This is a genomic window from Klebsiella sp. Q11, from assembly GCF_964241505.1.
Lineage (GTDB): Bacteria > Pseudomonadota > Gammaproteobacteria > Enterobacterales > Enterobacteriaceae > Klebsiella > Klebsiella michiganensis.
Window position 1 is genome coordinate 95924 of sequence record NZ_CAXSXW010000018.1, and the last position, 25369, is coordinate 121292.

General features: G+C 48.8%; 25 protein-coding genes and 3 pseudogenes. 12 read left to right on the forward strand and 16 right to left on the reverse strand.

Features of this window, described 5'->3' with window-relative positions; genetic code table 11:
- Positions 1 to 254 precede the first annotated feature (254 nt).
- The 4 genes and pseudogenes from ACESQ2_RS24420 to parM all read right to left on the reverse strand — a co-directional run bounded on the left by ACESQ2_RS24420 (position 255) and on the right by parM (position 2791).
- Positions 255 to 534 (reverse strand): annotated as a pseudogene (locus ACESQ2_RS24420) (hypothetical protein).
- 317 nt (positions 535 to 851) lie between these two features.
- Positions 852 to 1082, reverse strand: a complete 231-nt coding sequence (locus tag ACESQ2_RS24425; RefSeq protein WP_032700853.1) for a hypothetical protein — start codon at positions 1080 to 1082, stop codon at positions 852 to 854.
- A gap of 63 nt (positions 1083 to 1145) precedes the next feature.
- Positions 1146 to 1817: a plasmid partitioning/stability family protein gene (locus ACESQ2_RS24430; protein ID WP_032700854.1), complete on the reverse strand. Its 672-nt coding sequence runs from the start codon at positions 1815 to 1817 to the stop codon at positions 1146 to 1148.
- 2 nt (positions 1818 to 1819) lie between these two features.
- The gene (gene parM / locus ACESQ2_RS24435) at positions 1820 to 2791 is read right to left on the reverse strand and encodes a plasmid segregation protein ParM domain-containing protein (protein ID WP_032425559.1); all 972 of its coding nucleotides are present in this window, start codon (positions 2789 to 2791) and stop codon (positions 1820 to 1822) included.
- 231 nt (positions 2792 to 3022) lie between these two features.
- On the opposite strand from parM, the gene umuD reads away from it, so the two are divergent.
- Positions 3023 to 3454, forward strand: a complete 432-nt coding sequence (umuD, locus tag ACESQ2_RS24440) for a translesion error-prone DNA polymerase V autoproteolytic subunit (RefSeq protein ID WP_001568036.1) — start codon at positions 3023 to 3025, stop codon at positions 3452 to 3454.
- Positions 3454 to 4725: a Y-family DNA polymerase gene (locus tag ACESQ2_RS24445; protein ID WP_373171445.1), complete on the forward strand. Its 1272-nt coding sequence runs from the start codon at positions 3454 to 3456 to the stop codon at positions 4723 to 4725. The genes umuD and ACESQ2_RS24445 overlap by 1 nt, the downstream gene beginning before the upstream one ends.
- 81 nt (positions 4726 to 4806) lie before the next feature.
- Here the strand turns inward: ACESQ2_RS24445 and ACESQ2_RS24450 are convergent, their stop codons facing one another.
- Together ACESQ2_RS24450 and ACESQ2_RS24455 are read right to left on the reverse strand one after the other, a co-directional pair.
- Complete coding sequence (locus ACESQ2_RS24450; RefSeq protein ID WP_021312406.1) at positions 4807 to 5781, reverse strand: ParB family protein; 975 nt, start codon at positions 5779 to 5781, stop codon at positions 4807 to 4809.
- A complete protein-coding gene (locus ACESQ2_RS24455; protein ID WP_011977818.1) occupies positions 5781 to 6986 on the reverse strand; it encodes an AAA family ATPase in 1206 nt (401 codons plus the stop codon). Before ACESQ2_RS24455 ends, ACESQ2_RS24450 begins: the two co-directional genes overlap by 1 nt.
- A 129-nt stretch (positions 6987 to 7115) precedes the next feature.
- On the opposite strand from ACESQ2_RS24455, the pseudogene ACESQ2_RS24460 reads away from it, so the two are divergent.
- Positions 7116 to 7191: pseudogene (locus tag ACESQ2_RS24460) on the forward strand (hypothetical protein); the annotation flags it as partial.
- 518 nt (positions 7192 to 7709) lie between these two features.
- Here ACESQ2_RS24460 and repE read toward each other — a convergent pair.
- Positions 7710 to 8465 carry a replication initiation protein RepE gene (repE, locus tag ACESQ2_RS24465; protein ID WP_001568031.1) on the reverse strand — a complete coding sequence of 252 codons (756 nt, stop codon included), beginning with the start codon at positions 8463 to 8465 and terminating at the stop codon, positions 7710 to 7712.
- A 739-nt stretch (positions 8466 to 9204) separates the two neighbouring features.
- Here repE and ACESQ2_RS24470 point away from each other — a divergent pair.
- Both ACESQ2_RS24470 and ACESQ2_RS24475 read left to right on the forward strand, forming a co-directional pair.
- Positions 9205 to 9318 (forward strand): hypothetical protein, encoded by a 114-nt coding sequence (locus tag ACESQ2_RS24470; RefSeq protein ID WP_162180131.1) that lies wholly within the window; start codon positions 9205 to 9207, stop codon positions 9316 to 9318.
- Positions 9319 to 9446: 128 nt separating this feature from the next.
- A complete protein-coding gene (locus tag ACESQ2_RS24475) occupies positions 9447 to 9704 on the forward strand; it encodes a hypothetical protein (RefSeq protein ID WP_032700766.1) in 258 nt (85 codons plus the stop codon).
- 56 nt (positions 9705 to 9760) lie between these two features.
- On the opposite strand, the gene ACESQ2_RS24480 is transcribed toward ACESQ2_RS24475, so the two are convergent.
- The 4 genes from ACESQ2_RS24480 to ACESQ2_RS24495 form a co-directional block, all read right to left on the reverse strand.
- Positions 9761 to 10549 (reverse strand): site-specific integrase, encoded by a 789-nt coding sequence (locus ACESQ2_RS24480; RefSeq protein WP_047722707.1) that lies wholly within the window; start codon positions 10547 to 10549, stop codon positions 9761 to 9763.
- Positions 10546 to 10875, reverse strand: coding sequence for a hypothetical protein (locus tag ACESQ2_RS24485; protein WP_032700767.1), 330 nt, complete (start codon positions 10873 to 10875; stop codon positions 10546 to 10548). The genes ACESQ2_RS24480 and ACESQ2_RS24485 overlap by 4 nt, the downstream gene beginning before the upstream one ends.
- A gap of 228 nt (positions 10876 to 11103) precedes the next feature.
- A complete protein-coding gene (locus ACESQ2_RS24490; protein WP_032700768.1) occupies positions 11104 to 11712 on the reverse strand; it encodes a hypothetical protein in 609 nt (202 codons plus the stop codon).
- A gap of 62 nt (positions 11713 to 11774) precedes the next feature.
- The gene (locus tag ACESQ2_RS24495; RefSeq protein ID WP_032700769.1) at positions 11775 to 12128 is read right to left on the reverse strand and encodes a hypothetical protein; all 354 of its coding nucleotides are present in this window, start codon (positions 12126 to 12128) and stop codon (positions 11775 to 11777) included.
- Between the two features lie 687 nt (positions 12129 to 12815).
- Between ACESQ2_RS24495 and ACESQ2_RS24500 the strand changes: the two genes are divergently transcribed.
- Positions 12816 to 13811 (forward strand): hypothetical protein, encoded by a 996-nt coding sequence (locus tag ACESQ2_RS24500; RefSeq protein WP_049074565.1) that lies wholly within the window; start codon positions 12816 to 12818, stop codon positions 13809 to 13811.
- Between the two features lie 3 nt (positions 13812 to 13814).
- Positions 13815 to 14747, forward strand: a complete 933-nt coding sequence (locus ACESQ2_RS24505; protein ID WP_063858700.1) for an S-4TM family putative pore-forming effector — start codon at positions 13815 to 13817, stop codon at positions 14745 to 14747.
- Between the two features lie 373 nt (positions 14748 to 15120).
- Here the strand turns inward: ACESQ2_RS24505 and ACESQ2_RS24510 are convergent, their stop codons facing one another.
- Complete coding sequence (locus ACESQ2_RS24510) at positions 15121 to 16098, reverse strand: type II toxin-antitoxin system PemK/MazF family toxin (RefSeq protein WP_049074561.1); 978 nt, start codon at positions 16096 to 16098, stop codon at positions 15121 to 15123.
- 269 nt (positions 16099 to 16367) lie between these two features.
- Here ACESQ2_RS24510 and ACESQ2_RS24515 point away from each other — a divergent pair.
- Positions 16368 to 16680 (forward strand): annotated as a pseudogene (locus ACESQ2_RS24515) (hypothetical protein).
- Between the two features lie 679 nt (positions 16681 to 17359).
- On the forward strand, positions 17360 to 18268 hold the full coding sequence (locus ACESQ2_RS24520) for an HNH endonuclease (RefSeq protein ID WP_049074569.1): 909 nt from the start codon (positions 17360 to 17362) through the stop codon (positions 18266 to 18268).
- Positions 18269 to 18676: 408 nt separating this feature from the next.
- On the opposite strand, the gene ACESQ2_RS24525 is transcribed toward ACESQ2_RS24520, so the two are convergent.
- The 4 genes from ACESQ2_RS24525 to silR form a co-directional block, all read right to left on the reverse strand.
- The gene (locus ACESQ2_RS24525; RefSeq protein ID WP_032716639.1) at positions 18677 to 19027 is read right to left on the reverse strand and encodes a DUF305 domain-containing protein; all 351 of its coding nucleotides are present in this window, start codon (positions 19025 to 19027) and stop codon (positions 18677 to 18679) included.
- Between the two features lie 145 nt (positions 19028 to 19172).
- Positions 19173 to 19604 (reverse strand): silver-binding protein SilE, encoded by a 432-nt coding sequence (silE, locus tag ACESQ2_RS24530; protein ID WP_004118649.1) that lies wholly within the window; start codon positions 19602 to 19604, stop codon positions 19173 to 19175.
- A gap of 250 nt (positions 19605 to 19854) precedes the next feature.
- Complete coding sequence (silS, locus tag ACESQ2_RS24535) at positions 19855 to 21330, reverse strand: copper/silver sensor histidine kinase SilS (protein ID WP_004118652.1); 1476 nt, start codon at positions 21328 to 21330, stop codon at positions 19855 to 19857.
- The gene (gene silR, locus ACESQ2_RS24540; RefSeq protein ID WP_049074556.1) at positions 21323 to 22003 is read right to left on the reverse strand and encodes a copper/silver response regulator transcription factor SilR; all 681 of its coding nucleotides are present in this window, start codon (positions 22001 to 22003) and stop codon (positions 21323 to 21325) included. The genes silS and silR overlap by 8 nt, the downstream gene beginning before the upstream one ends.
- A gap of 189 nt (positions 22004 to 22192) precedes the next feature.
- On the opposite strand from silR, the gene silC reads away from it, so the two are divergent.
- The 3 genes from silC to silB all read left to right on the forward strand — a co-directional run bounded on the left by silC (position 22193) and on the right by silB (position 25366).
- On the forward strand, positions 22193 to 23578 hold the full coding sequence (gene silC, locus ACESQ2_RS24545) for a Cu(+)/Ag(+) efflux RND transporter outer membrane channel SilC (protein WP_049074549.1): 1386 nt from the start codon (positions 22193 to 22195) through the stop codon (positions 23576 to 23578).
- 28 nt (positions 23579 to 23606) lie between these two features.
- Positions 23607 to 23960 carry a cation efflux system protein CusF gene (gene cusF, locus ACESQ2_RS24550; protein ID WP_001246153.1) on the forward strand — a complete coding sequence of 118 codons (354 nt, stop codon included), beginning with the start codon at positions 23607 to 23609 and terminating at the stop codon, positions 23958 to 23960.
- A gap of 113 nt (positions 23961 to 24073) precedes the next feature.
- Positions 24074 to 25366: a Cu(+)/Ag(+) efflux RND transporter periplasmic adaptor subunit SilB gene (gene silB / locus ACESQ2_RS24555; protein ID WP_049074547.1), complete on the forward strand. Its 1293-nt coding sequence runs from the start codon at positions 24074 to 24076 to the stop codon at positions 25364 to 25366.
- The last annotated feature ends 3 nt before the right edge of the window (positions 25367 to 25369 follow it).

Consider the following 25369-nt stretch of genomic DNA (forward strand, 5'->3'; position numbering starts at 1 on the left):
GTCAGTCTTTCCGACGGCAAGGCTATGCCGCGAAAGCGGCTTGAAGGGCGATCATCAGAATGCGAGTGGATGGCGTAAAATCACAACGACGCCGGACAGGAGCGGAAAAGCCGCCCGTCCCGTGTCCGCCCGGGCGCGGCACACTGGCTCCGGGCAGTGACTATCCCCGCGCCAGGCGCGGCATCGATGCGGAGCAACGCGACATCATTATTTTCTGACGTACCGGGCAGGAGCTCTGCCCGGCAGATGTCATGTCAGCGTGTGGTATCCCGCCAGTCATTCCCCCACTCGTCACGCAGTACCGGGGCATCCGGCGCGCCGGTCACGGTCCACACATCGAGGAACTTCAGCCCGCGCAGGGTGCTGTTCTCCACGTCCTCGAGCAGAATGATGCTGTCAAACCAGACCACCGGGATACTCCTACCGATGCCGGTCATCCTCGCGTTTCAGGGATGGCCACCAGGTGCGCCCCATTTCCAGGACACCCGCTTCGGCCTGCTCCAGGTCAGTCGCGGATACCAGGTAATACACCATCTGCCGCACCCTTTTCGACGGCGAGGTTATGCCGCGAAAGCGGCTTGAAGGGCGTTCCTCAGCATGGCGCAAACCGCCACCACGCCAGGCAGGATTTGTAAAGGCGCCCGTCCCGTGGCAAACCGGACGCGGCACACTGGCAGCGTGCGGCAGCGGAGGCACGGGTTAACGGGTGAAAGCAGAAGAAACTGTCGGGAACCCGCTATCCACAAAACGTCTGTTTAACGCTGTGGATAACCTGGAGGCAGGTGGCGGAGAAGAGCACTAAGACAGGCGCCGCGTCAGCTGTTCTTTTTTTAAGCAAAGCGGAAAGGATATCAGCGTGGCCGGGTCTTGTCTCCGGCCACGGACAGGCCAATATAGACGCCTGCCCCCCAGATGACCTGCGACAAAATGAAAACCCACTGCGGAACGTCAAAAACCAGAAGCGGAAGCAGACACAGCGTCACAATGCCAATCAGTCGGCTGCCGAATTTCCTGCGGACCAGTTCACTGCTGTCGACGGGAATGCGGGCGAAACGGAGAACACTTCTGAATCCTGGTGACATGAGAATCTCCCTGGGGATGAAAACCATTTGATATCGGTATATTACTGGATGTGACTCGTACTTTTAGTCACCGAATGCACGCCGCATATTTTTCTTTATTTCCCGGGTATCCGAACCAGACACCGGCATGGCAGATGTTGCCGGCGTATCCGGTACTGCAGCAGCAGCCCTGTTCACGGCAGTGGTGCCGGCCATCTGCTGAACCAGTGCCTGCAGCTCACTGACCGAGGTGGGCGGTACCGGCATACTGGTCAACAGGCGCGGCAGTTCCGGTGCCGTCGTGTGGAGGGCCAGACCGGTGATAATCAGGTTTCTCAGCAGATCCCCACGCAGACGGGATGACGCTTCCGTCAGCACACTTTCCACCCGTTCCCCACTCCGGCCATTTTGAAGCGTCAGGGTGTAACGCCGGCGCTGGTATTCCGTCTCCGGTGACATGGGCAGAGCAGCCTCACCATTTTCGGGCTCATCTGGAAGTCCTGTGAGTGAGGACCAGGTTCCGGAGACCAGGGCCATAACAGCGCAAAGGCGGGCAGCGCTCAGCTGCCCGGCAAAGAACACCGGGATCAGCGCCGGTAAACGGGCATCCACCTGGTATACCACCGCCCCGGCGGTGGCGGCGGTACGGATGAACTCACCGCGCAGGGGCTGTGAGATGGTGCTGATGGTTGCCATCGCCGCGATGTCGGTGCGATCGTCGCTGTGCAGATAGAAAGAATACTGGCCGTCCGGCACGTTTAGTCCTCTTTATTGTAAAGGGCAATCTCCCTGGCCAGCGCCATCTGCGGATCGCCTATAACCTCGATACGGTCAGGGGCCAGAGGCCAGGCCTGACGGATAGCTTCTTCTATGAGGGAGGCCCCTCCCCCGACCAGGAATACCCGGTTAACGTTCCTGAAGGCAGTCAGCTCACTGGTGACTCGCGCACCCAGGGAGGTGATTGCCTCTGTTATTTTGTTCCGAACCTCGTCAATTTTACCTGCATCGTTGATCACACGCTGCAGATACTGACGATCATTGCGGTTGCGGATGACCGTGTCGGCAATAAGCGCGCTGGTTTCGCTGTCTGCCGCCCGCAGCGCGCCTGCAGCTGCGCGGGTGACCTGTGACACGCCGACAGACGGATTACCGTGTACCGCACTGATATCATCAAACTGTCCGACAATCACGCCGGCATCGAGCGTGGTTCCGCCGAGATCAATAATCAGGGTGGTCTCAGCGGGTCCGGGCTTCAGCTCCGCGAGACGGGAGAACGCCGCCGGCAGTGATTCCGGCATCACCTTCACGTCCGTTACGGTAAATGCTCTGCCCTTATTCAGAACCAGCTCACGCATCAGGTTTTCTCGTTTGCGTCGTATGTTCTCCTCGTTCCGCTGGCAGTCCCCGTCGTAATATTCACTCAGGGGCAGCGTCACGGTCAGGCTCACCGGTTGCGGCTCCAGTCCGCTGTTCAGCAGCGCATGATGCACAGCCAGCAGGTTGAGATCACCGTACTGATATTCCACGTTTGTTGTCGGGATGGCATCCCGGCTGACGCTGTCCCAGGTGTATTTCAGCGTGCCCACCTGATAATTGAACGTTGCCGCACTGAATTCCGCCACTTTCCAGCCATGCCTGAAGGAGTTCGCAGAGACCCGTGTCTGAAGCTCATCTCCTTCAAACCATGCCAGCTTAACATTAGTTGAACCATCATCGCAGTAAATATTCATCATTATGCTCCGTTAATTACACTCAATTTGATACTAATTATAAGAGCAAAATGAAAAAAACAAAGTTATATTTCTCAATATGAGCAATATAAATACATCAAAATGATTAACAATGACATTTTGAGCACCTTTATTTACTCAAAATGTTCGTGCGGCGGGCGTTCTGGATTATCGTCACGCTGTCAAATATACTGTATGCATAACCAGTGTTTTGAGATATCAGGAGGAAAGATGAAACTACAGCTTTTCAGCACCGGGAAAGAACTCCCGCCACAGGCCCATCCATTGTTTGCCGATCTGGCCAGCTGCGGTTTTCCCAGCCCTGCAGCTGACTATGTCGAGTCCGATCTGGATCTCCATGATTACTGCATACGGCATCCGAGCGCGACTTACTATCTGCGTGCCAGCGGAGACAGCATGGCCGACGGCAGTCTGTACAATGGCGATCTGCTGGTTGTGGACAGTGCTGAAAAGCCGCGGCACGGCGATATCGTTGTCGCCAGCGTACAGGGGGAGTTTACGGTGAAAAGGCTTCTGCTGACGCCACGACTGACGCTGCAGCCCATGAATGCCTCCTGGTCGCCGATTTATCCTGACCCCGACGAGCTGGATATCTTTGGCGTCGTCACGCATATCATCCACCGCCCGAGAGAGATGTACTGATGTTTGCCCTGGCCGATGTGAACAGCTTCTATGCCAGCTGTGAACGTGTTTTCCGACCGGATTTGAAAGGAAAGCCAATAGTCGTCCTGAGCAACAACGACGGGAACGTAATCGCTCGCAGCGCCGAGGCGAAGCCCTGGATCAAAATGGGGACTCCGTGGTTTCAGATAAAAAACGAAAGGTACCCGGAAAAAATATATGCGTTTTCAAGTAACTATGAACTTTACGCCTCGATGTCGGCGCGCGTGATGAACTGCCTGGAGGAACTGGCCCCCAGGGTGGAACAGTATTCAATTGATGAGATGTTCCTCGACCTGACCGGCGTGGAGCACTGTATGGAGCTTGAGGACTTCGGCCGGCTGCTGCGTCAGCACGTGTATGACTGTACCCGCCTGACCATTGGCGTGGGCGCCGGACCAACGAAAACCCTCGCAAAATCAGCCCAGTGGGCCTCAAAAGAGTGGAAACAGTTTCGTGGCGTACTCGCTCTGACCAGGGGAAATCCGCAGAGAACGCGGAAACTGCTTTCACTGCAGCCGGTTGAAGAAATCTGGGGGGTGGGTAACCGTATTGCACGCAAGCTAAATGTGCTGGGCATAAAGACCGCGCTCGATCTGGCTCTGACGAACCCGGCCTTCATCCGCAAAAATTTTTCTGTCGTCCTTGAGCGAACGGTACGGGAACTGAACGGGGAAAGCTGCCTTTCGCTTGAGGAAGCCCCTCCGACGAAACAGCAAATTGTCTGCAGCCGCAGTTTTGGCGTGAAGATCACGGAGTACGAGTCGCTCCGTCAGGCTATCTGTCAGCACGCAGAGCGGGCCTCTGAAAAGCTGCGTAAAGAGCACCAGTATTGCCGGCATATTTCCGTTTTCATCAAAACGTCTCCGTTCGCCGTTAAAGAGCCTTACTACGGCAACGTGGCTACGGAAAAACTTCTTACACCCACTCAGGACACCAGGGACATCATTGCAGCCGCCACAACGGCTCTGGAGCGTATCTGGAGGGATGGGCACCGGTATGCCAAAGCCGGAGTTATGCTGAATGACTTCACCGGCTCCGGCGTTTCGCAGCTGCAGCTGTTCGACGAACGCCCGCCACGCCCTCACAGTGCTGAGCTGATGAGGGTTCTGGACGGGATCAACAACTCAGGGCTGGGTAAAGTATGGTTTGCGGGGCGGGGTATGGCCCCGGAATGGCAGATGAAACGGGAGATGCTTTCTCCTGCTTATACGACACGATGGTCAGATATTCCTGCAGCGAAACTGGCGTGAAACTTTGGCGATTTCACCTTGAAATTCTCAGCCTAAACTGCCTAATTACAATAAGTTAGATGTGAAATCGCCATGGCGAAATTATTGACTCAAATTTCTGTCAAGGACCTCGTTGATAGCCTTGTCCAGTTCATCCTGAATCACTTTTGACATACGGCTAAACTCATAAGTCAGCGTACGCCCTTTCACACGCTTACGCGCGAACTTGTCCTTTTCTTCAAAAGACCAGAGTGGGGAAACCACTGACTTTTCCTTGGGAGATGGATCTATCAATGCCTGAGATGCCTGAGAAATCAGCTTCAGAATACTGGCTTTCTGTTCGTCTTCTGGTCGTTCGCCATCACTCAAAATTGCATCGAGCTGAGCTGATACAGACTGAATGAGTTCTTCAGGCGTTAATCCCTTTTCACTGAGTTTTTCATTAACTTCTAAAAGAAGTTTATAGTCACTAAACGATAGCTCCGACTGAACCGGGAACAGAGAAATCAAGTCTTGCGGTACGGCCGCCGCCTGCAGCGCCCTGGTAACTTTAGCCTGAGATAACCCCTCCAGTTCAGCAATTTCCTTTTGATTAAATCCGGACTCTTTAAGAGCGATCAATCTCAGGCCAATCTCCCGAAGATTATGTTCTTTAGCTGTCTGGATATCTTTAGCCAGTTGGCGAGCTTCATCAGCTGATAAATGTTCTTCGGTGACCATTACATCAAGGCCTGTACGGACAAAAATTGCTGAGGCTCGCCGTCTTGAACCATCCAGTATCTCAATCCTTTCACTTTGCTTAATACCAATACAGGGAAAGAACTGCTGAAACTTAATCGTCTGGATAATGGATTTCAGGGACTCCCTGGTCAGTGCAAGTTGATCTCTTCCGTTGTTTTCCTGGTTTACGAAGGTCTTACTTTCAACTTCAGATGCAGGCACCCGAACAAACCTGAACGTTACCTTCCTGCCGGTTTTTAAGGTAAATACCTGGCTTCTACCGGTGTCCGTCATTTCGACCATTGACGCCTGAGTATTTAACTGTCTGCCGATGGTTTTTCTTTTCTCATTCGACATCACATACCTCCGTTAGTACGAATGAACTCGATGCGATCAAAGACTGCCTTCGCAAAGTCTTCCGCTGCTGATTTTGCGCTTTTTAGTGCCTCTGTACTTCCATCATAGGTTGCTGGATTTGCTGAAATAACTGTGTCAAAAGTCTCCCCGCAGCGTTCGAAACCATCCAGTCTCGGCAGAACCATGTCTAGCATATCGGCACCGAAAACCTCTTTGGCCTGACTATGGCAAATTTTGTGATCAGACTTGTTCAGGATCTTGGACATGAAGCCGACATTACCGATGAGATTGCAGGTGTGCCCATCCATTTCGATGGAATCTATGAGGGCAGGGAGGCTGGCCACAAACTTCAGGGAAGAATGAAAATCAACCGTAGCCGGTGGAAGAGGGGTCAACATCAGGTCTGCCGCCCCAATGCAGTTTTTCAGGAACGCATCAAGGTGAGGACCACTATCAAGGAAAATAAAGTCGTAGTCATGCTGGAGCTTATCGATAATGTTCTCTTTAAGCACAGCATGAATATTTTTCCCTGGAAGATGTTCTTCACACAATCCCTTCCAGCCTTCAGCAAGGAATGCATCGTCAATGGAAGCGGGGATTACATCAACACCAGGGATAATAGACGGTACTATAAAATCGGAAAGTAATTCTTCACGAGACACGTTCTGGAGCATGGCCTGAGCAGCCGTATTTTCAACCAGGCCCACTGAATTCTCATGGCTCAGGAACATTGTCAGAGATGCCTGCGGATCGAAATCGATGGCCAGAATACGCAGGTCTTCGAACAGAAGCTGAGGATGAGCTCGAAAAGCATGTGATAATGAAGCGGTAGAAACTGTCTTGGAACCACCACCTTTAAGATTACATACAAAAATCGTAAAGGCTTTATCGAAGCGATCCCTGTACTTGGGTACTTTACGATGGTTATACAGATCGATGACATTCTGAATCGTCATCGCGTATTTCATTGTATTACCAGAAGGTTTCTTTTTGAAAATGTAGCCACCGGCTTCCATTTCGGCCACAGCATACTCAACACTGCCTTTACTGAGCTTAGGCAGCTTATACAGAGCGGCTTTGCTGTATTCCTGATAGAACTCGGTAAGCTTCAATTCCTCTTTTTGCTGGCGGATACTCTCGCTCAAAGATGTCAGAAGCTTACCTGCACGTGTAGCAACTTTCCGTAACTGCTCAATATTGTCCATTTATCACCTCATGACGTTTTTTGTCATTTTGAACAAAAAGAGTCATGTTGCAAGCAAAAAATCATATTGTTTTGATTTCGCTCTCAACAGGAGGGGGGAGAAGCTCGACGGGCGTGCCACTCAATCACAGTGCCGCAACACGCAGACGCACTTATGACCATCACACAACAACTCGTACAAAAGGGTATAGAGAAGGGTATCAGCGCTCGCCGCAGCCATGTAACCGAGCGTAGCGAGCGAACTGGCGAGGAAGCGGGGAGGAACTGTACAGGCAGATAGCTCTTACGCTCAGCACAAGAAGAGTTATCCATCCTCTGTGGGAAACAGGTCAACTTCATGGACGGCCAGGGCTGCGGGAAACACCACAAGTATAGGCACACACGGATAGCCTGATCAGAGCAACAAGTGTGACAATCTGCCCTCATTGATTATGACGAACTTGCCCCCTCATGTCACATGACTAACGGGAAGAGGGGAAGACCTAGTGTGACAAACTGCACTCATTTAACTGTGACAAACTGCACTCATTTAACTGTGACAAACTGCACTCATGTATTGTGACAAATTGCCCTCAAACTTGGTTTCACTACCGGTTATAGCCAAAAAACTATGAATAAGCGCAGGCCACCAGGGATGGAACAGCAAAACTGTGACAAATCACCCTCAACCTGCCGGATCTAATGTGACGAACCACCCTCAAATCTGTGACAGATAACCCTCAAACTATTCTGTTGTCATCGAGGTAATATCACGGAAGGAAAATACGATATGAGTCGTCTGGCGGCCTTTCTTTTTCTCGATGTAAGAGAGGCGCATTGGTGTCCGGCTATTGATCTCATCAACACTTGCCTGCAGGAAACGCCGGCGAAAATCCGGCATACGCTGGTAGCTTTGAGGTAGTTGGTAGCGCTCCATGATCCAGTCGATTTTCAGAGACACGACACCTGAGCCATCAGGTTTACGGTACTGACACAGGGATTCGTATAAACGCATTGCATACGGATTGGTAATCTCTTTTGTTTCACTTAGCCGGAACTGCGTAAACCGGTTCTGTAGCCCGATGAAGAAGGGAATGAGATATGGGTTGATATGTACGCTGTAAAGCCCTCTGGATGGACTGTGCGCACGTTTGATAAACCAGGGAAAGGATTCATACCCTTTTTCATCGCCGGCATCCTCTTCAGGGCGATAGAAAACCACTTCCTTACCTGCAAAACCTTTTAAAGCCTGTCGTATATCCTTACTGGCTTCAGCGGAGGTCAGCCCGAATGTTTCAGCGTATTTAGCAACGTGAATTTCGCAAATGCCATCATGTTCTTGCAGGGAGCCGTCGGATTTTCTGATCTGATCAACGAACAGATACAGCATACGTTTTTGATCCCTGGAAAGACTATATGCCGCCTCAGTCAGCTCATTTGACTGGACAATCCGCGGGCTATTTTTACGTTTTTTATGGTTTATAACCGCTATTTCCGCCATGACAGGTCCATGTGAAGTGTGACAGGTTTTCAGATTGTCACACTTTATAAAACAGAGTCAACAGAGATGGATAACTTTGTGAAAAGCAACACTTCCTGAGGGCAATTTGTCACAGGGTTAAGGGCAACTTGTCACAGAAAGGACGGCTATTTGAGGGTAATTTGTCACACTGAAAGGGCGGTTTGTCACAGATCCCTCCCTGGAACCCGCATGGATAAAGGCCTGTGAGCATTCTAAAAATAAAGATCTAACAACTATTAAAAAAGATCTTATAAAAATATCCCCGTGGATAAGTGGATAACCCCTAGGGGAGGTGATTTTTCAGGCATTGAGCGTATGCAGAATTTATGAGTTCTGTTCCCTGGTGCTTCCTCGCTCACTCGGGGCTTTGCCCTGTCGCTCGGCTGCGGCGAGCACTGCTGGCTCGCTCATATCCGTGGCCGGAATTTAGACATACAGAACATACAGTCCAGTTCCACCGGTTGTGAGAGATCCGACCCGCCATAACTGAGTTGCGTAAGCGACTTTTCAACGCCTTACATTTAATTTTCCGCGACGTAAGGCATAAAGCTTGTTCTCTTCATTGTTGACCTACTCCGCCAACGTGACAACCCGCACGAAGATTTCTATCGTCCCTGCAGGCATATTCGAATCGTTTTTATTAACCCTGGCTGCCGTCGTGACAGAACACTACTTCCTGTAAACGCGGCCAAGGCCTATGACACACCTTAAATTAATAATGCGGAGATTTACGATAATGCCATTGCTGGAGACGTTCCTGACTGCCTCACCCGCTTCTCAGGGGGCAACAATCCTGTTCCTTGCCATGCTGATATACTGGCAAAAGCGATAAGTCCATGCGGGCTGGCCATTGGCCAGCTTCGCTGTATAAGGGGTAAAAAGCGGCATATCCAAACGCTTAGCTAGGCAATTTGAGTTCAGATATCTATGCTTGCGATCCGGACAACATGAGGAAACAAGATGAAACTTGAATATATACAGATAAACAATACCGTAAGGAGTGGTCTTAATCCTTTCACTGACGGGGTGATTATTCGTGATACAAAGGTATTGATCACGCTCAATCTCCCGGATGGTTGGAAACCCACTATTGAGGGGGAATGGCGGCATATGTCGGACGCCGACACATTGTCAGATCGTATTAAAATGCTTCAGCATGCGATTTATGAGCGGTATCAGGGATACAGTGCAGATATTCCCGCCAGTTGGGCCAGATAACTTCTGACAGACCTCAGCGGCGAGCAGGACGTTCGCCAGCATCATTCCCCTCTACACTAAGTATTCCCTTTCAGCATGGCCACCGCATCCGCTTCGGGCATCTGGAACTGAACTCGATGACGCGCAGCAACATCAAGTGCGAACACCTTCGTATAGACTTCCGTCGAGCTAATCGATTTGTGGCCCATCAGGCTCTGCAGCACTTTCAGCGGAATACCGGCGTACAGCATGTGCATCGCGTAGGAGTGACGGAACGTATGGGGGGTCACCGGTACTGAGAACGTCACCCCGTCGGCCGCTGCGGCCTCCACCGCTTCGCTAAGCCAGGTGCGAACGGTACGGTCTGTGATCTCCCAGATACGCGCCTTCTCTATTCTGCCGGTGCGCTTGTTTCGTCTTTCCAGCGGAATTTTCAGGGTGGCCACCATCATCTGCAGCTGGCTGACGTACTGGTGATCGGAGAGGGGAACCAGGCGATGGGCCTGACTGCCTGCAGGTGCTCTTCCTGCCGTTCTGGCCGCTTTCTCTGTACGCTGCTTGAGGGTGGCCAGCTGAACAAACGGATACGGTGGAGCCAGCGAAAAATCTCCCCTGGTCAGCGCCAGGGCTTCGTTAATCCGGGCGCCGGTATTCCAGAGCGTCGCCAGCAACATCTTGCGATGAAGATCAGGCACATAGTGGAGCAGGGCACTCACTTCCGGCGCCAGCAGGTATTTCGGCAGCTCATCCTGTACGAGCGCCATCTGTCGCAGGGCCAGTGCCGCCGGATAGTCGACAGCGACCGGCAGCTGCGATGGGATCACACCAGAGTGTACGCCGGGAATGGCCGGAACAGGTACCGTCATTGCGCGTTCTCTGTCCCCGTAAAGCGTTCAAGCCAGGCAACAGCGGCCACGGCGTAGTTTTCGCCGGCGTCGACGTGGATCTGCCCCTGCTGTTCCAGCTGCCGGCCCGTATCGGCCAGTCGGTTTTGCAGGGCCAGCAGGCTGTCGGTCATCGAGGCGTACAGGCAGGCCTGATGGATCTGGCGGGTGAAGTCATCAACGGGCACGCCAACCAGCGCTTTGTCAGGCGTGGGGCGCTGAATACCGTCTTTTTCTGACTGCAGCTGCAGACAGCGTGTCAGCAGTTCAATGGTCTGGTGTGAAACAGAATTGTTGTTATCACTCATATACATATACCTTTATCATTCGGGTTTTCTCTTTTTCGTACAGCATTGACATTTCGTCAAACATCATCACATGACGGGTGCGCTTTCCGCGAAAGATGCGTCTTACCGTGGCAGGGCGGCCATCGAGCCCTGAGAAGTAGCTGAAGGTATGAGGCCTGTCATAATCGATATCTCCGTATCATTGGGTGTTCAGGTAAGTCTGATGGAGTTTCGCACCGTTTCTGGCTGTCAGAAGCTGCCCAGAATACTATTCCATTCGGCGTTACAGTCCAGCAGGTACCGGAGGCGGTTATCTATTCCATCCAGTAAATCTGAAGCCTCCCCCATTTTTTCCCCGAAGCGACGAGTATTAACGTAATGGATCCCCTCGAGGCTGCGGGTGCCGTCATTTCTCCGGGCATAACGGAAATCTGTCGCCCGTTCATCCACCTGGTGAAGAGCTTTAACCACCTCTTTGACGATTTTAAAATCGGAAGGCCGGTAGCTGTCATCAACGTCCAGGATCAGCTTTTGTGCCAGCGGCCATAAGGTATTCAGGTTATGGTCATCTTTTTTGTACTGGCGTTTATCCGGCTCTTCTGTCAGTGCCAGAGCCAGCCCAATAATTTGTTTGATAATGAGTTCGATGTGATGCCTGTAGAGAAACAACACCGGATAAACCAGAAAATCCTGGTCCCGCCCGGATTCATCAATGTGGTTAATCAGAATATCAGCAGCCCGCCTGTAACCTTCGGTGTAAGCTGTACCATGATCCGGCATGTAATTCAGGCAGGCATTATTGTGCCAGTCGCTGTCGCTGGCCAGCAGCCCCGGTTCTGACGTTTTTCCCTTTTTCATTTCAGCTCCAGAATCTTTTAACAGCCCCGGTTCGGTACCTTATCCGGAAATCCCGCACTCAGCTACGGTTGTTCAGCTGCAGCTTTTGCGATCTCATCCACTGCTTCCCTTACCGAAAAGGATAATTTGTCCTTCGGTGAAAACTGCACCCAGTAGCAGAGATGCGATGCCCAGGTCTGGCCATTCTTGCGTGGTTCATAATCAACACTGAATGCGTAAATCACTCTGTTACTCAACTCCCAGTTTGTGACCTCACAGTACCGTGTATAGAGCTCCAGCAGCTCATCAAAGAACTGACCTTCCCGGAGCGGGCCAGATCCCTTTACAGCCTCACGCTGATCCATGAAATAGTCCACAGCGGCTTTTTTGGACGCAAACTCCCTTCCACCGATTTTGACCTTAACGGAACGTCCCATCCTGACCTCCTTTCTGGTTTGCAGGTTAATAATCACTCAGAGCAATTATGATGTGCAGCATCATTCACTGTCACTTAGGTGATTCTCCCTGTCGTAACATTTTCATTATCTAATAATTAGCAACCTTATAACAACACTAGTAAATTACCGGATGCCGGTTTCTGGTGAATCCGACTTTTACGCTATCTGAGACTTTCCGGAAGTGTACCACGGTCAGGAAAGAAGCAAAGCGGTGTTTACTGGCGCGGTGACACCCGCCCGCGCTGAACAGCGCGGGTGCCGCGTAATGGAAAAATAACAGTTTAAATACAGTGTATTGCATCTGATAAATCCGCAGGCATGACCGGACAAAAACGACGCAGAGGGGTGAAGATCCGGGACTTACTTTTTTCGGATCTCAGGAGGAATGAAGAAGTATTTGTGCTGATAATGCAACATTAATTGTAGATTTTAAACATAATAGCATTAATGCATAATTGACATTAATAATTTAAAATATTTGCATAATTATCAATAAAAGAGTGAGATTCTTATTTCCCATGTAAATTATATGTGCTTGTAGAGAGCGAGGCGGTTTTTAACTTACGGTAATAAGAATAAAATGTACCGACTCTTCCGGGGTACTGAAGTGTTCAGGTTTACGACAGAGCCCTGCGCGTTTTGCATGAAAAAATTAAAGGACTGAACATGGCGACCACAGTAATAGCTGCCTTTAACGAATTTATGAAAGATACCGTGAATCTCGAAAAGGCAGACACCGATGACGCGCGTGCAAGTCGCGACTGGCTAATCGGTAAGATTAATGATTTTGAAAATGATGAGGTTTTTCCGGTGAGTTATCCCGGGATCCACATTGCTTTCGGTTCGTTCGCAAGAAGAACCAAAATTCGTCCGCTTGATGATATCGATCTGATGTTTGGCTTAACCGGGCAAGGTGCCACCTATACCATCCTGAGTGACCGGGTAACTGTAACCTCCTCCGGAGAGGGGTCACGTCTGCACCGTTACCGACATTCCGGGGCAGACACCGTCTGCTCCGTCAGAATTCTGAATGCCTTTAAAAACCGTCTGCAGGATATTGCCCAGTATGCCCAGGCTGATATCAGGCGTAACCAGGAAGCCGTAACGCTTAAGCTGGTCAGTAAAGACTGGAATTTCGATATCGTGCCCTGCTTTATTACCAGTGAAGATGCCTATGGTAAAACGTATTATCTGATCCCAGACGGGAACGGACACTGGAAATTTACTGATCCCCGAATTGACAGAGACAGAGTCAAGGCTATCAACGTTAAGAATGACGGTAATGTTCTCAATGTTATCCGGGCTGTCAAATACTGGCAGCTGCGTTCGACAATGCCGTCCATGAGCTCCTACCTGCTGGAGACGCTAATTCTGGACTATTACGCCGGCAGGACCTCCTGCTTATCGTTTGTCGATATGGAGCTGGAAGCGCTATTCCGCCATCTTGGTCTTTTCGTACAGTTCTCCGTTAACGATCCCAAAGGCATACAGGGAGATATCAACTCTCTTTCTGCCGAGGCTCGTAAGGCGATATCGGACAGATGTTATCTCGATGCGCAGAAGGCATCGGAGGCGAGACAGTTTGAAAATGATAAAGAGTATGAAAAATCCATCAATAAATGGCGCGACGTGTTCGGGCCATCCTTTCCTGTTTACGGGTGAGCCATGAATGCCATTTACACGAACCAGTCGACCAGAGAAAATTTGGATTTACTGTATGCGCAGGCCCGTGTGTACGACAGGGTAAAAAACTGGAACAAGCTCAATTTTCTCTTCAGCACCATCGTGCCTCTCCTGCTTTCGCTGGTTACCGTATACAACCGAAGCCGAGGATTTGTCGATTCAGAACTGTTGTCTTCACTGTTGGGATTGTATGGACTTCTGGTGCTTACCTTTAACATTGCCATCAGTGGATACATATCGGCACTGCGCAGGAAGGCAGCCTCAATCCAGGAAATGTACGACTGCCGGGTACTTGGCATCCGGTGCAATGAACTGAAGGTGGAGGAGATCTCAAGGGATGAAATCATCCGGGCAGCTGAATACTTCAGAAACAGTCCGGAAAAAGCACGAAAGCGATTTGGTGAAGAGGGATGGTACGTCAGTAAGGTGTATGACGCGCCGCAGGCCGTAATGGCGCTCCTGTGCCACGGAAAAAACCTCGGCTGGGACAAATCGCTCAGGGAGGTGCTGCACGTGTTTTATCTTTCAGCATTCATTGTCTCGCCTGTCGCGATGCTTGTTTACGGCATCGCCATGAAATCTGGGCTGAATGAGATCCTTTTCTATGTAGTGTTCACATTGCCGGTCATACGCTATTTCTTGCTTCAGTTTCTGGATAATCGCAGCAGTATGAAAAGAAGCGAGAAGCTGAAAAAATACGTTGAAAAGGAATTATCCGGCATCCGGGTTTCCGGAAGAGCTGAAGAAGAGAAACTTGGTTATACGCTCCGGAATATCCAGGATGAGATGTTCGCTTACCGGGCCTCATGTCCGCCCGTTCCCAACGGTATCCAGCTGATAATGAAGCCTAAAAATGAGCGAATTTATGTTGATTACTTTGAAACGAATCTGAAGGAGCTGCACCTTCAGGAATAATCACTCCGTAGCTCCGGTATCGGATTTACGTATGCCGGAGCACATCACGGTAAACCATTCAGGTTGCGGAGGATATTGATTGGAAGACCATTACAGAGAGTACGCCCCTGAAGATTAAGCGTCGCAGCGTAACCAGTGTTTTAACTTATGTTGTTTAAAAAACCAGTTTATAAACAAATCACCAGAGATCTTTATTCGCGTCAAGAGTATGAAAAAAAGAATCGACCAACATAGATACAAAAAGGCCACCTCATTTGGTGGCCTTTTTGCACTGCGAAAATTTGTGTTCGTCGGCTTGCATCTTTCAGCGTCGCAGGGAGAGTGCCGTCTCTTTACCCCTACCGATGTGCTAAGTACATCACTATTCTGACTGTTAGTCAAGCTCCATGTACTCTATAACTTCTTGCTCAACGTCTTCTCTTGTAACATGCCCAGATGATGCTAGGTACAAGTCAGACAATATACGGTATTTATCCCTCAACTCCGCAAGTTCTTCCCGTATTGCTTCAACTTCAGGCCGTAACTCCTCCAACTCAGCTGACTGCAGTTGACCTTTTTGAATTGTTCTATCAAGTTTATCCTGTAAGGAGTACATACCTACGGCAGCAAGTAACCCCTGTTCAAGCGCTTTCATATCGTTACGAGATAACCGTCTACTAAACGATTCATCCCGGCGATAAGTTCGATCACGACCTTTATGATCTCTAGATTCAGGAGGAAGGATGCGGGTAGGAGAGACAGTCTGGATCATTTCACACACGGCAAAGCTACGCTTTCCAGTATCTAATTCGTTGATATGTTGGATAGATTCTGTTTCAAGCTCGAAAATCGCACGATTATACTCATGGGCATCAGGCTCTTTGGATGTTACAGGGACAACTGTAACTCCTCTTCTATCAACTTTGACGACCACCGCTGGTCTTCTCTTATGCATTTCCCCTTCTTGGTGATTGCAAGGGTACATTGCACTCTTAGTTAAACCAGTTTGAAAATTTAGAGTTTGATAAATGTGTCCAAACTCAACGATAACGATAGCGCCTTTTTTTACGAACCCAGCCGCATTGCCTATACGTCTTTTGGTCAAAATCTCCGACAGATAGATGTCTTTGCTGACGTCTTTCTCCGTTAACCAAACGCCCCAATGGTCAGGTGCAATTCCCAGAAAAAACCGGACTCGCCAACGTTTACAAACCTCCCCCGAAAATGCTTTTGTAATAAATATTGGGGTGTTCTTATCATTTAAAGGTACTAGAATCTCTTCAATGTTATCAATATGTTCCGTACCCAATATGCGTTCATTGGTTTGATCTGTGGGGTCATATGTTGAGTAACTAATGGAAACAGTGGCCATTCCTATTCCTTTGTCCGCCAATGACGAATAAAAAAATCGATTATATATCAAAGCATTGAAATGTATTCAAAGCTTGAAAAGTTGATGGTTCAATAAAAATTGAGTGTTAATCATTGGGGTGTAATAAAGGTTCAATATAACCTCACAATGATGAGTCTCGGTCTGAAATTACCAATATTCTATACTTTACTGTCCAGCGCCAAAAGGATCAGCTGCCTATGTGTGGTCACTTTGCACAGTTCCATAGCTGAGAGGAATTTCTCGCAGCCCTGGCATCTGATATGCCGATTTGCTCCGCTGCCGACTGGCATGCGCGGTATAACATCGCGCCAGCACACCAGTGCCGGTGCTTCATCATCATGGCTGCCAGCTATTCATGACAGACGCCCTTTGGCGCTACTACCGGCCACCGAGCGCAAATGGCTAAACACCAACTTTGTTCGGCCTTTTGGCCATATGCTGGCCGATGTGTACAGCCTGCAGACGGAGGATTTCGCTTGGCAACCGGTCTCGCTGGCTGTGGGCGCCGTTCGCAATTACCATCCCTCAATTACCATGGCAATCGATACACCAACGGTCTGAGCACCGCTTTACCATGAATAGATTCAGGGTGTCATTATCAGGATGCGAATGACGCCCCTCTCAAAGAAGACCGTCTGCTAGTCCCGGAAGTTATACCTCCAGCATGAAAATCTTTACTGTCTCTAATGCTTTTTTCATCTCTCTGAATTGGTTACCTGAAAAGATCCGAATTTGCCTTTTTTCGGATCCCGGATGACAAAACGCATGATATTTCCTGTAAATGCAATTATTCATAACATTTATATTCATATATGTTAAAAGTTCGAAATTAGCATCAGTTGTTGGTTATTATTAAGATTTCAGCAACAAACCGTATCCCACCCGCTTCGTTAAAAAAACCGAAGGTCATCAGAAGCGCTCACTGATCGTTCCGGGCTGAGACGGTGGCAGCGTCACGGGTAATGTCTCTATTTTATTGGTCGTGAGGAAGGCCGGATAATGGCCAAACTAAGAAGCCATAGCATTGGGGGCAGCCTGCTGATCTGGTATGATCGAGCAGAGGCTCATCTCAATGAGCAATCCCCGCAACAAATTTTTTCGGGGTGCAACAGACCCTTTAGTGTCCAGGCCTGAAAAAAAAGAAAGCACGGTCTCTGAGAGACTACGGTCCTTACGCAACCATACCGGTTAGCGAGCTTTATATTTTCATTATGACTATCTGTATAACAGGGGAATGAATGTGATTAAAAAAATATGCGAAGTGATTGATGGAGAGTATGTCTGTGACATTGATATCAGTGTGGAAGAATGGAAAACTTTATTAACAAATGATAAAGTTTTTGACACAAAAAGTATTGCAGCGTTAAAAAAATGGTTTATTGAGCCAAATCATTCCTGCACATGCTTCGATATTGGTAAGAAGTACGACCTGCACAGCATGAGTGCTAATGGAGTCATAAACGGACTGGGTGGCAGAGTTCAAAAAGAACTTGGTAGATTCGAGGTTAAAGGTGTCGGAAATATCGCATCCGGTACAAAATTCATTACCGTAATGAAGAGTAAAGAAATCGGCGGAAAACCCAAAAGAAACTTATGGACAATTCGTGAGGAACTTGTTCAGGCAATTAACGAACTGGATTTTTTTGGTACAACAGAAATGGCCAGCAGTGAGTATTACTCTGACGATGAGTTGATCAATGCCATAGAGAAAAGTAATATCTTTGACAACGTTCAGACGTTTGAATATACAGGGGAAGCCAAACCAAAGAAAAATGCAATAGAAGTAAAAAATGGCCTCTCGTATCCCAGGAGTAAAGGCGTATCCCAAAATGCGCTGAATAAAGCAGGTTACAAATGTGAAGTCGATAGTGACCACCCAACATTCAGAAGGCGAAATTCATCCTTAAATTACACAGAACCTCATCACATTGTACCTATGTCCAGGCAAGATGCTTTTGACACATCTCTTGATGTTGAAGAAAATATCATATCTCTGTGTTGCAATTGCCATAAACAAATTCACCTTGGTCAGGGTTATGAAGATATGCTGAAAGAAATATACACTGCGCGAAAAAGGTTATTAAAAAAAGTTGGTATTGATATATCACTGGAAAACTTGATTCTTTATTACAAAATGGAAAGTAAGTGAGATTCAAACGAGAGTGATACCTTCGTTTTATTGGTCGGGATGAACAGCAGATGATGTTTCCGGCAAGTATCGGGTCCAGAAACTTTCTGTTAAAAAAGAGGTAAAAGTAGTCTTGAGCCCTGACTGCGAATTGCCATTGCGCATGACCAGAGAACAGGACGACCCCCTGCCAAACCCAGGCATGAGAAACACCTTTAAAACATAGACTTAATTAAAATCAGCAATTCCCATCGAAATAATAAGCAAGCAGAATTGGCTCAGGTGAATTTCACTCGGTGCAGTGCATGCGTTGGGGGGTTTAAAAGGAAAAACCCGAAATGAATCGGGTTTTGATTAATTAACGATTAACAGGTTCCCGTGCCCGGGAACACTCTGTACTGTACGCGCAATATATTATTTCCGCAATCATTATTTTTGATTGCCAAGCCATTTATTCATCTGCTCAATTTCACCTTTTTGAGCTTTAATGATGTCCTGCGCGAGCTTTCTCATTTCCGGATCTTTTCCGTATTTTAGCTCGGTCTCAGCCATTGCTATTGCCCCTTCATGGTGTGCTACCATGCCTTTCGCAAAAGCCTTGTCGGGATCGGAATCTTTTACAGCGGCCATCATTTTGTCATGCATACCTTTCATGCCGGACATATATTCCTGTGACGATGCCGATGAGGATATATCTGACATTTTCATTTCTGAATGTTCTGCGGAAATCGCTGGCAGGGATAACATCAGTATAACAAAAAGCGAATTTGTGATTTTCATATAATAAACCCTTTCAGATGGTTACCGGATAAGTTTAGCTGAGTCAGACAAAAAAGCCCCCTGAAGGGGGCAAAAAATAACAACATATCCGTATAAGGGACAATCTATCAAGGAAAGGGTAACCGCACGGAAACTTCAGTTGTCATCAGCCCGCATTGATCATGCGGCGGTGTGCATCAGCCATAGCCTGATGGGGGCCGGACTGACCGTTATTCGTAAATTCATGGGCAACAGCTGCTCTTTCATGTTCATTCATCGCCGCAAACGAAGTCGCCGGACGGGAAGCGTTAACGGTGCCAGTTCCCATCATCTTCTGATGACTTTCCGCCATTTTTTTATGTGCATCTGCTGAACCATTGTTCATGGTTTCATGAACAATAATAGCCTGTTCATGCTGATCCATACCGGCCATCCGTGGAGCTGCCCCCTGGATGGCGGCTGGAGCCGCAGCAGACTGCATCTGGTGAGCAGGAGCCTGTGCATTGTTGACGCGATCATGGATATTCACGGTTTCAGTGGCCCAGGCCGATGAAATTAAACCAAAGCCCAGCAAAGATGCTAATACGATATTTTTCATGATAACTCTCCATTTCTGAATTAGTGATGTCCGGGGAAGTACAACCGGTGTTTTCAGTTCCATAACTGAAACAAGTTCGGCAGCGTTTATTTCTCCGGAAGAGGGCTGGATATTCATTTCCTGGCGTACTCTGACGCCGGGTATTGATGAAGCAATCCAGCCTTCCTGATAAGTTGCACTAATTATATCGAATGGCTTCTGTTTGCTGCATGACAGGCTAATGACATCTTTGTCATTTACATCTTTATTTTCAGCATTGGGTTTCCGGGATCATTTTCTCCAGTCTGGGCACGGATAAGATAAAACGCGTGGAGCGTACGTCTGATTCCACCTGCACTCTTCCGTGATGTGCTTCCACGATTGACTTCACAATCGCAAGGCCGATGCCGCTGCCTTCTCCTTTTCGTTGTCTGGATGGATCCACCCGATAAAAACGGTCAAACAGCCTTGATAAATGTTCTTCAGGGATCGGTTTCCCCGGATTTTCAATCACAAGGTCAAAAAAGCTCTCCTGCTCTCTTATTGAGACGGTGATTGCCTGTCCCTCCGGGGTATAACGCAGGGCATTGGATAACAGATTATTGATCGCCCTTCTGAACATTTGTGGATCTCCCTCAACCAGGCAGGGCATCCCGTTAAATTTGAGCGTGATATTGCGTTCTTCGGCCCAGGCTTCGAAAAACTCGAAGACTTTCATGACTTCCGCTCTGAGGTCAAACATGACCCTGTCAGGTATCAGCTGATTATTATCTGCCTGTGCCAGGAACAGCATATCGCTGACCATTTTGGTCATCCGGTTATACTCTTCAAGACTGGAATAGAGGACATCCTCAAGTTCCCTCTGTGTTCGATCCTGACTCAGTGCGATTTCAGTCTGCGTCACCAGATTGGTGATGGGCGTTCTGATCTCATGCGCGATATCGGCAGAGAAATTGGCCTGGCGGGTAAAGACATCCTCAATCTTTCCAATCATATGATTGAACGAGATAACCAGTTGCTCCAGCTCAATGGGAACGCGTGTCGGTTCCAGTCGCGCATCAAGATTCTCGGAGGTGATGTTTTTAATGGCATTGCTGACATTACGAAGGGGCAGGTGCCCCTGACGGACAGCGATTCGAATGATCAGAACAATCAACAGGCTTATCACGACGGCAATCGCAATCAGGTTCTTTTTCAGCGCATCGAGGTAATGGAGATGGAAATTAATGGATAGGCCAGTCAGCATGACATAGTTCTGCTGTTTGCCCTGAAATATCGCCTGACCAGAGGAGGCGATAATCCTGTATGTTTCCATCTTCATTTCGGACCCGGTATCCATCGGTCCCGCAGGATCCTCCACCGTCCAGAGAAAGACATCCCGTGCGCGGCTGTGCTCGCTAAAATCTGCTGAATTCACTGCCGGGCGTAGTGCCGCCCCCTGAGTTGAGCTAAAGAGCACTTCACCCCTGGGATTGAGGAGCAAAAGGGCAACGTTGCGGTAGCTGGCAATTGATTCCTTTATTTTGCTTATTTTTTTATCATCCGGATCCACCGGGGACTGCAGTATACGGTTCAGTGTGGTGCTGATTTGTTGAAGATCGCTGACATCCTGCTCGGCAAAATGATTTTCAACAGAATGCAGCATAAACCAGGTGAAGGCGATAAAAGCCAGTATCGTGGACAGGCTGATAAAAAAGGTCAGCCGCAGAGCGAGTGAGAAAGGGCGTCTGGAAGGTTTGCTATGCATCCGGGACCTCCAGCATGTAGCCCACGCCCCGGACTGTCTGGATCAGCTTTGTCTCGTAATCGTTGTCTATTTTAGCGCGGAGTCGCTTTACTGCGACATCGATCGCATTAGTGTCGCTGTCAAAATTCATGTCCCAGACCTGAGAGGCAATCAGGGAGCGGGGAAGAACCTCTCCCTGATGGCGAATGAAGAATTCCAGCAGGCTGAACTCTTTACTGGTGAGCACAATGCGGTTTCCGGCGCGACTGACTTTTCTGGATACGAGATCCATCGAGAGGTCAGCCACCTTAAACTGGCTTTCCGTGATCATCGTGTTTCCCCGCCTCAGAAGGGTTCTCACCCGGGCGAGCAGTTCGGCAAACGCAAAGGGTTTAACCAGATAATCGTCCGCACCCAGTTCCAGTCCTTTGACCCTATGTTCGATCGTGCCGAGGGCTGTCAGCAGTAAGACCGGCATACCCTTTCCGGCAGTGCGCAGCATGCGGATGATATCCCAGCCGTTCACATCAGGTAGCATGATATCCAGAATGACTAAATCATACTCGGCTGTCATGGCGAGATGATATCCGGTAAGACCATTATCAGCGTGATCCACTATGAACCCTGCCTCTGTAAGCCCTTTGCTGAGATATTCACCTGTTTTAATTTCGTCTTCGACGATCAATATTTTCATCTTGCTCCCCGGCTGGCTGCTAATGTCATTCTATTGCGCCCACGATCGTTATCAACGGATTACAGCAAAAATGACAACATTGTCATTATCCTGTCACTCGGCAAACAGAGAGCGTTAGGTAAAGTACCCCTATCAATACTCTGGACTTCATTTGAACCATTTACCAGGTCTGCCTGGACGAGAAGCGTTATGTTCAAATTAAAATTACTCAGCATCAGCACGATATTCATCCTGGCTGGTTGTGTCTCTCTGGCACCTGAATATCAGCGCCCGGCAGCACCGGTACCCCAGCAGTTTTCACTGTCCCGAAACAGCCTGACGCCAGCAGTGAATGGTTATCAGGATACGGGCTGGCGTAACTTTTTTGTCGATCCCCAGGTTACCCGGCTGATCGGGGAAGCCCTTGCTAATAACCGTAATTTGAGAATGGCTGCCCTGAAGGTTGAAGAGGCCCGGGCCCAGTTCAACGTCACGGATGCAGATCGTTATCCCCAGCTGAATGCCTCATCCGGGATCACCTACAGCGGTGGTCTGAAAGGCGACAAGCCGACCACACAGAAGTACGACGCGGGTCTGGAACTCCGCTATGAGCTCGATTTTTTCGGCAAGCTCAAGAACATGAGTGACGCTGATCGCCAGAACTACTTTGCCAGCGAAGAAGCCCGTCGGGCTGTACATATCCTGCTGGTCTCCAGCGTTTCACAAAGCTATTTCAGCCAGCAACTGGCGTACGAACAACTCCGTATTGCGCGGGAAACGCTGAAAAATTATGAACAGTCCTATGCTTTCGTTGAGCAACAGCTCGTGACCGGGAGTACGAACGTTCTGGCACTTGAACAGGCGAGAGGACAAATCGAAAGTACCCGCGCCGAAATAGCCAAACGAGAAGGCGATCTGGCTCAGGCAAACAATGCCCTGCAACTGGTGCTGGGAACGTACCGCGCACTGCCGTCAGAAAAAGGGATGAAAGGCGGGGAGATCGCACCAGTAAAATTGCCACCAAATCTATCTTCACAAATTTTGCTGCAGCGACCGGATATTATGGAAGCGGAATATCAGCTGAAAGCGGCTGATGCCAATATTGGCGCAGCGCGAGCGGCCTTTTTCCCCTCCATTACCCTGACCAGTGGTCTTTCCGCAAGCAGTACGGAGCTGTCAAGCCTGTTTACGTCAGGAAGTGGAATGTGGAATTTTATCCCTAAAATTGAAATTCCTATATTTAATGCTGGCAGGAATAAAGCCAATCTGAAGCTGGCTGAAATTCGCCAGCAACAATCGGTGGTTAATTACGAACAAAAAATTCAGTCAGCCTTTAAGGATGTTTCCGACACGCTTGCGCTGCGCGACAGCCTTAGCCAGCAACTTGAGTCACAGCAGCGTTATCTTGATTCACTTCAGATAACTCTCCAGCGTGCCAGAGGATTATATGCAAGTGGTGCTGTCAGTTACATCGAAGTGCTGGATGCAGAACGTTCCCTCTTCGCTACGCAGCAAACCATTCTCGATCTTACCTATTCCCGACAGGTTAACGAAATTAATCTGTTTACCGCGCTGGGTGGCGGTTGGGTAGAGTAAATTTATTTAATTAATCAGGAAATTAAAAATGCGTAATTCACTTAAAGCCGTTTTATTTGGTGCCTTCTCTGTCATGTTTTCTGCCGGTCTTCATGCTGAAACACATCAGCATGGCGATATGAATGCTGCCAGTGATGCTTCGGTACAGCAGGTTATCAAGGGCACCGGTGTCGTTAAAGACATTGATATGAATAGTAAAAAGATTACCATTTCGCACGAAGCAATCCCTGCTGTGGGCTGGCCTGCAATGACCATGCGCTTCACTTTTGTTAATGCAGACGACGCTATCAATGCCCTGAAAACCGGCAACCATGTCGATTTCTCGTTTATTCAGCAGGGCAATATCTCCTTACTCAAAAGCATTAACGTTACGCAATCCTGATTATCAGTCCGGAGCGAATACATCCAGTGCGCCTGAACATTCATTAAGGGATTACTGTGAATGAATGATCGGGCGCATATGCCAGGTGTTTTGATTTTTCAGCGAGAAATTGTATGGCTTCTTTAAAGATAAAATATGCTGCAATAATTATCAGCAGCCTCATAGCAGGAGGGCTGATATCGGTTACTGCCTGGCAGTATGTAAACTCATCACAAAAAACAGTACAAACCGAACAAAAGGCACCGGAGCGAAAGGTACTTTTCTGGTATGACCCGATGAAACCGGATACCAAATTTGATAAACCCGGAAAATCTCCCTTTATGGATATGGACCTGATGCCAAAATATGCTGATGAAAGCGGCGATAAAAGCAGTGGCGGGATCCGTATCGATCCAACGCAGGTTCAGAATCTGGGATTAAAAACGCAAAAAGTCACGCGAGGAATGCTGAATTATTCTCAGACAATCCCGGCTAATGTCAGTTACAACGAGTATCAGTTTGTCATTGTGCAGGCGCGCTCTGACGGTTTCGTCGAAAAAGTGTATCCCCTGACGATTGGCGATCATGTGAAGAAAGGCACTCCGCTTATCGATATCACCATTCCTGAATGGGTTGAGGCACAAAGTGAGTTCCTGCTGTTATCCGGTACAGGCGGTACGTCAACCCAGATAAAAGGGGTTCTGGAGCGACTTCGTCTAGCTGGTATGCCGGAAGAGGATATTCAAAGGCTGCGTTCAACCCGCACAATCCAGACCCGTTTTACCATTAAAGCACCTATTGATGGTGTCATTACTGCGTTTGACCTGCGCACCGGCATGAATATTTCGAAAGATAAAGTAGTGGCTCAGATTCAGGGGATGGACCCGGTCTGGATCAGCGCTGCAGTGCCAGAATCTATCGCATATCTGCTGAAAGATACGTCGCAGTTTGAAATTTCGGTACCGGCTTATCCGGATAAAACATTCCATGTCGAAAAATGGAACATTCTTCCCAGCGTGGATCAGACAACCCGTACGCTTCAGGTCCGTCTCCAGGTTTCTAATAAGGATGAGTTTCTCAAGCCGGGCATGAATGCCTATCTGAAACTGAATACCAAGAGCCAGGAGATGCTGCTGATACCAAGCCAGGCCGTTATCGATACCGGCAAAGAACAGCGCGTGATTACTGTTGATGATGAAGGCAAGTTTGTGCCGAAACAGATCCACGTTCTGCATGAATCACAGCAACAGTCCGGCATTGGCTCCGGCCTGAATGAAGGCGATACCGTGGTGGTCAGTGGCCTGTTCCTCATTGACTCCGAAGCCAATATTACGGGCGCGCTGGAACGTATGCGCCACCCTGAAAAAACAGAAAACAGTATGCCAGCAATGTCTGAGCAGCCTGTAAATATGCATTCAGGGCACTGAGGA

Coding starts and splice junctions, on each gene's coding strand:
- silE (WP_004118649.1), bottom strand. CDS start 19,604: ATGAAAAATATCGTATTAGCATCTTTGCTGGGCTTTGGTTTAATTTCA.
- ACESQ2_RS24475 (WP_032700766.1), top strand. CDS start 9,447: ATGAAACTTGAATATATACAGATAAACAATACCGTAAGGAGTGGTCTT.
- parM (WP_032425559.1), bottom strand. CDS start 2,791: ATGAATATTTACTGCGATGATGGTTCAACTAATGTTAAGCTGGCATGG.
- ACESQ2_RS24480 (WP_047722707.1), bottom strand. CDS start 10,549: ATGACGGTACCTGTTCCGGCCATTCCCGGCGTACACTCTGGTGTGATC.
- silS (WP_004118652.1), bottom strand. CDS start 21,330: ATGCATAGCAAACCTTCCAGACGCCCTTTCTCACTCGCTCTGCGGCTG.
- ACESQ2_RS24445 (WP_373171445.1), top strand. CDS start 3,454: ATGTTTGCCCTGGCCGATGTGAACAGCTTCTATGCCAGCTGTGAACGT.
- ACESQ2_RS24525 (WP_032716639.1), bottom strand. CDS start 19,027: ATGAAAATCACAAATTCGCTTTTTGTTATACTGATGTTATCCCTGCCA.
- ACESQ2_RS24510 (WP_049074561.1), bottom strand. CDS start 16,098: ATGGCCACTGTTTCCATTAGTTACTCAACATATGACCCCACAGATCAA.
- ACESQ2_RS24455 (WP_011977818.1), bottom strand. CDS start 6,986: ATGGACAATATTGAGCAGTTACGGAAAGTTGCTACACGTGCAGGTAAG.
- ACESQ2_RS24485 (WP_032700767.1), bottom strand. CDS start 10,875: ATGAGTGATAACAACAATTCTGTTTCACACCAGACCATTGAACTGCTG.
- repE (WP_001568031.1), bottom strand. CDS start 8,465: ATGGCGGAAATAGCGGTTATAAACCATAAAAAACGTAAAAATAGCCCG.
- silB (WP_049074547.1), top strand. CDS start 24,074: ATGGCTTCTTTAAAGATAAAATATGCTGCAATAATTATCAGCAGCCTC.
- ACESQ2_RS24490 (WP_032700768.1), bottom strand. CDS start 11,712: ATGAAAAAGGGAAAAACGTCAGAACCGGGGCTGCTGGCCAGCGACAGC.
- silR (WP_049074556.1), bottom strand. CDS start 22,003: ATGAAAATATTGATCGTCGAAGACGAAATTAAAACAGGTGAATATCTC.
- silC (WP_049074549.1), top strand. CDS start 22,193: ATGTTCAAATTAAAATTACTCAGCATCAGCACGATATTCATCCTGGCT.
- ACESQ2_RS24470 (WP_162180131.1), top strand. CDS start 9,205: ATGCGGAGATTTACGATAATGCCATTGCTGGAGACGTTCCTGACTGCC.
- umuD (WP_001568036.1), top strand. CDS start 3,023: ATGAAACTACAGCTTTTCAGCACCGGGAAAGAACTCCCGCCACAGGCC.
- ACESQ2_RS24450 (WP_021312406.1), bottom strand. CDS start 5,781: ATGTCGAATGAGAAAAGAAAAACCATCGGCAGACAGTTAAATACTCAG.
- ACESQ2_RS24495 (WP_032700769.1), bottom strand. CDS start 12,128: ATGGGACGTTCCGTTAAGGTCAAAATCGGTGGAAGGGAGTTTGCGTCC.
- ACESQ2_RS24425 (WP_032700853.1), bottom strand. CDS start 1,082: ATGTCACCAGGATTCAGAAGTGTTCTCCGTTTCGCCCGCATTCCCGTC.
- cusF (WP_001246153.1), top strand. CDS start 23,607: ATGCGTAATTCACTTAAAGCCGTTTTATTTGGTGCCTTCTCTGTCATG.
- ACESQ2_RS24500 (WP_049074565.1), top strand. CDS start 12,816: ATGGCGACCACAGTAATAGCTGCCTTTAACGAATTTATGAAAGATACC.
- ACESQ2_RS24505 (WP_063858700.1), top strand. CDS start 13,815: ATGAATGCCATTTACACGAACCAGTCGACCAGAGAAAATTTGGATTTA.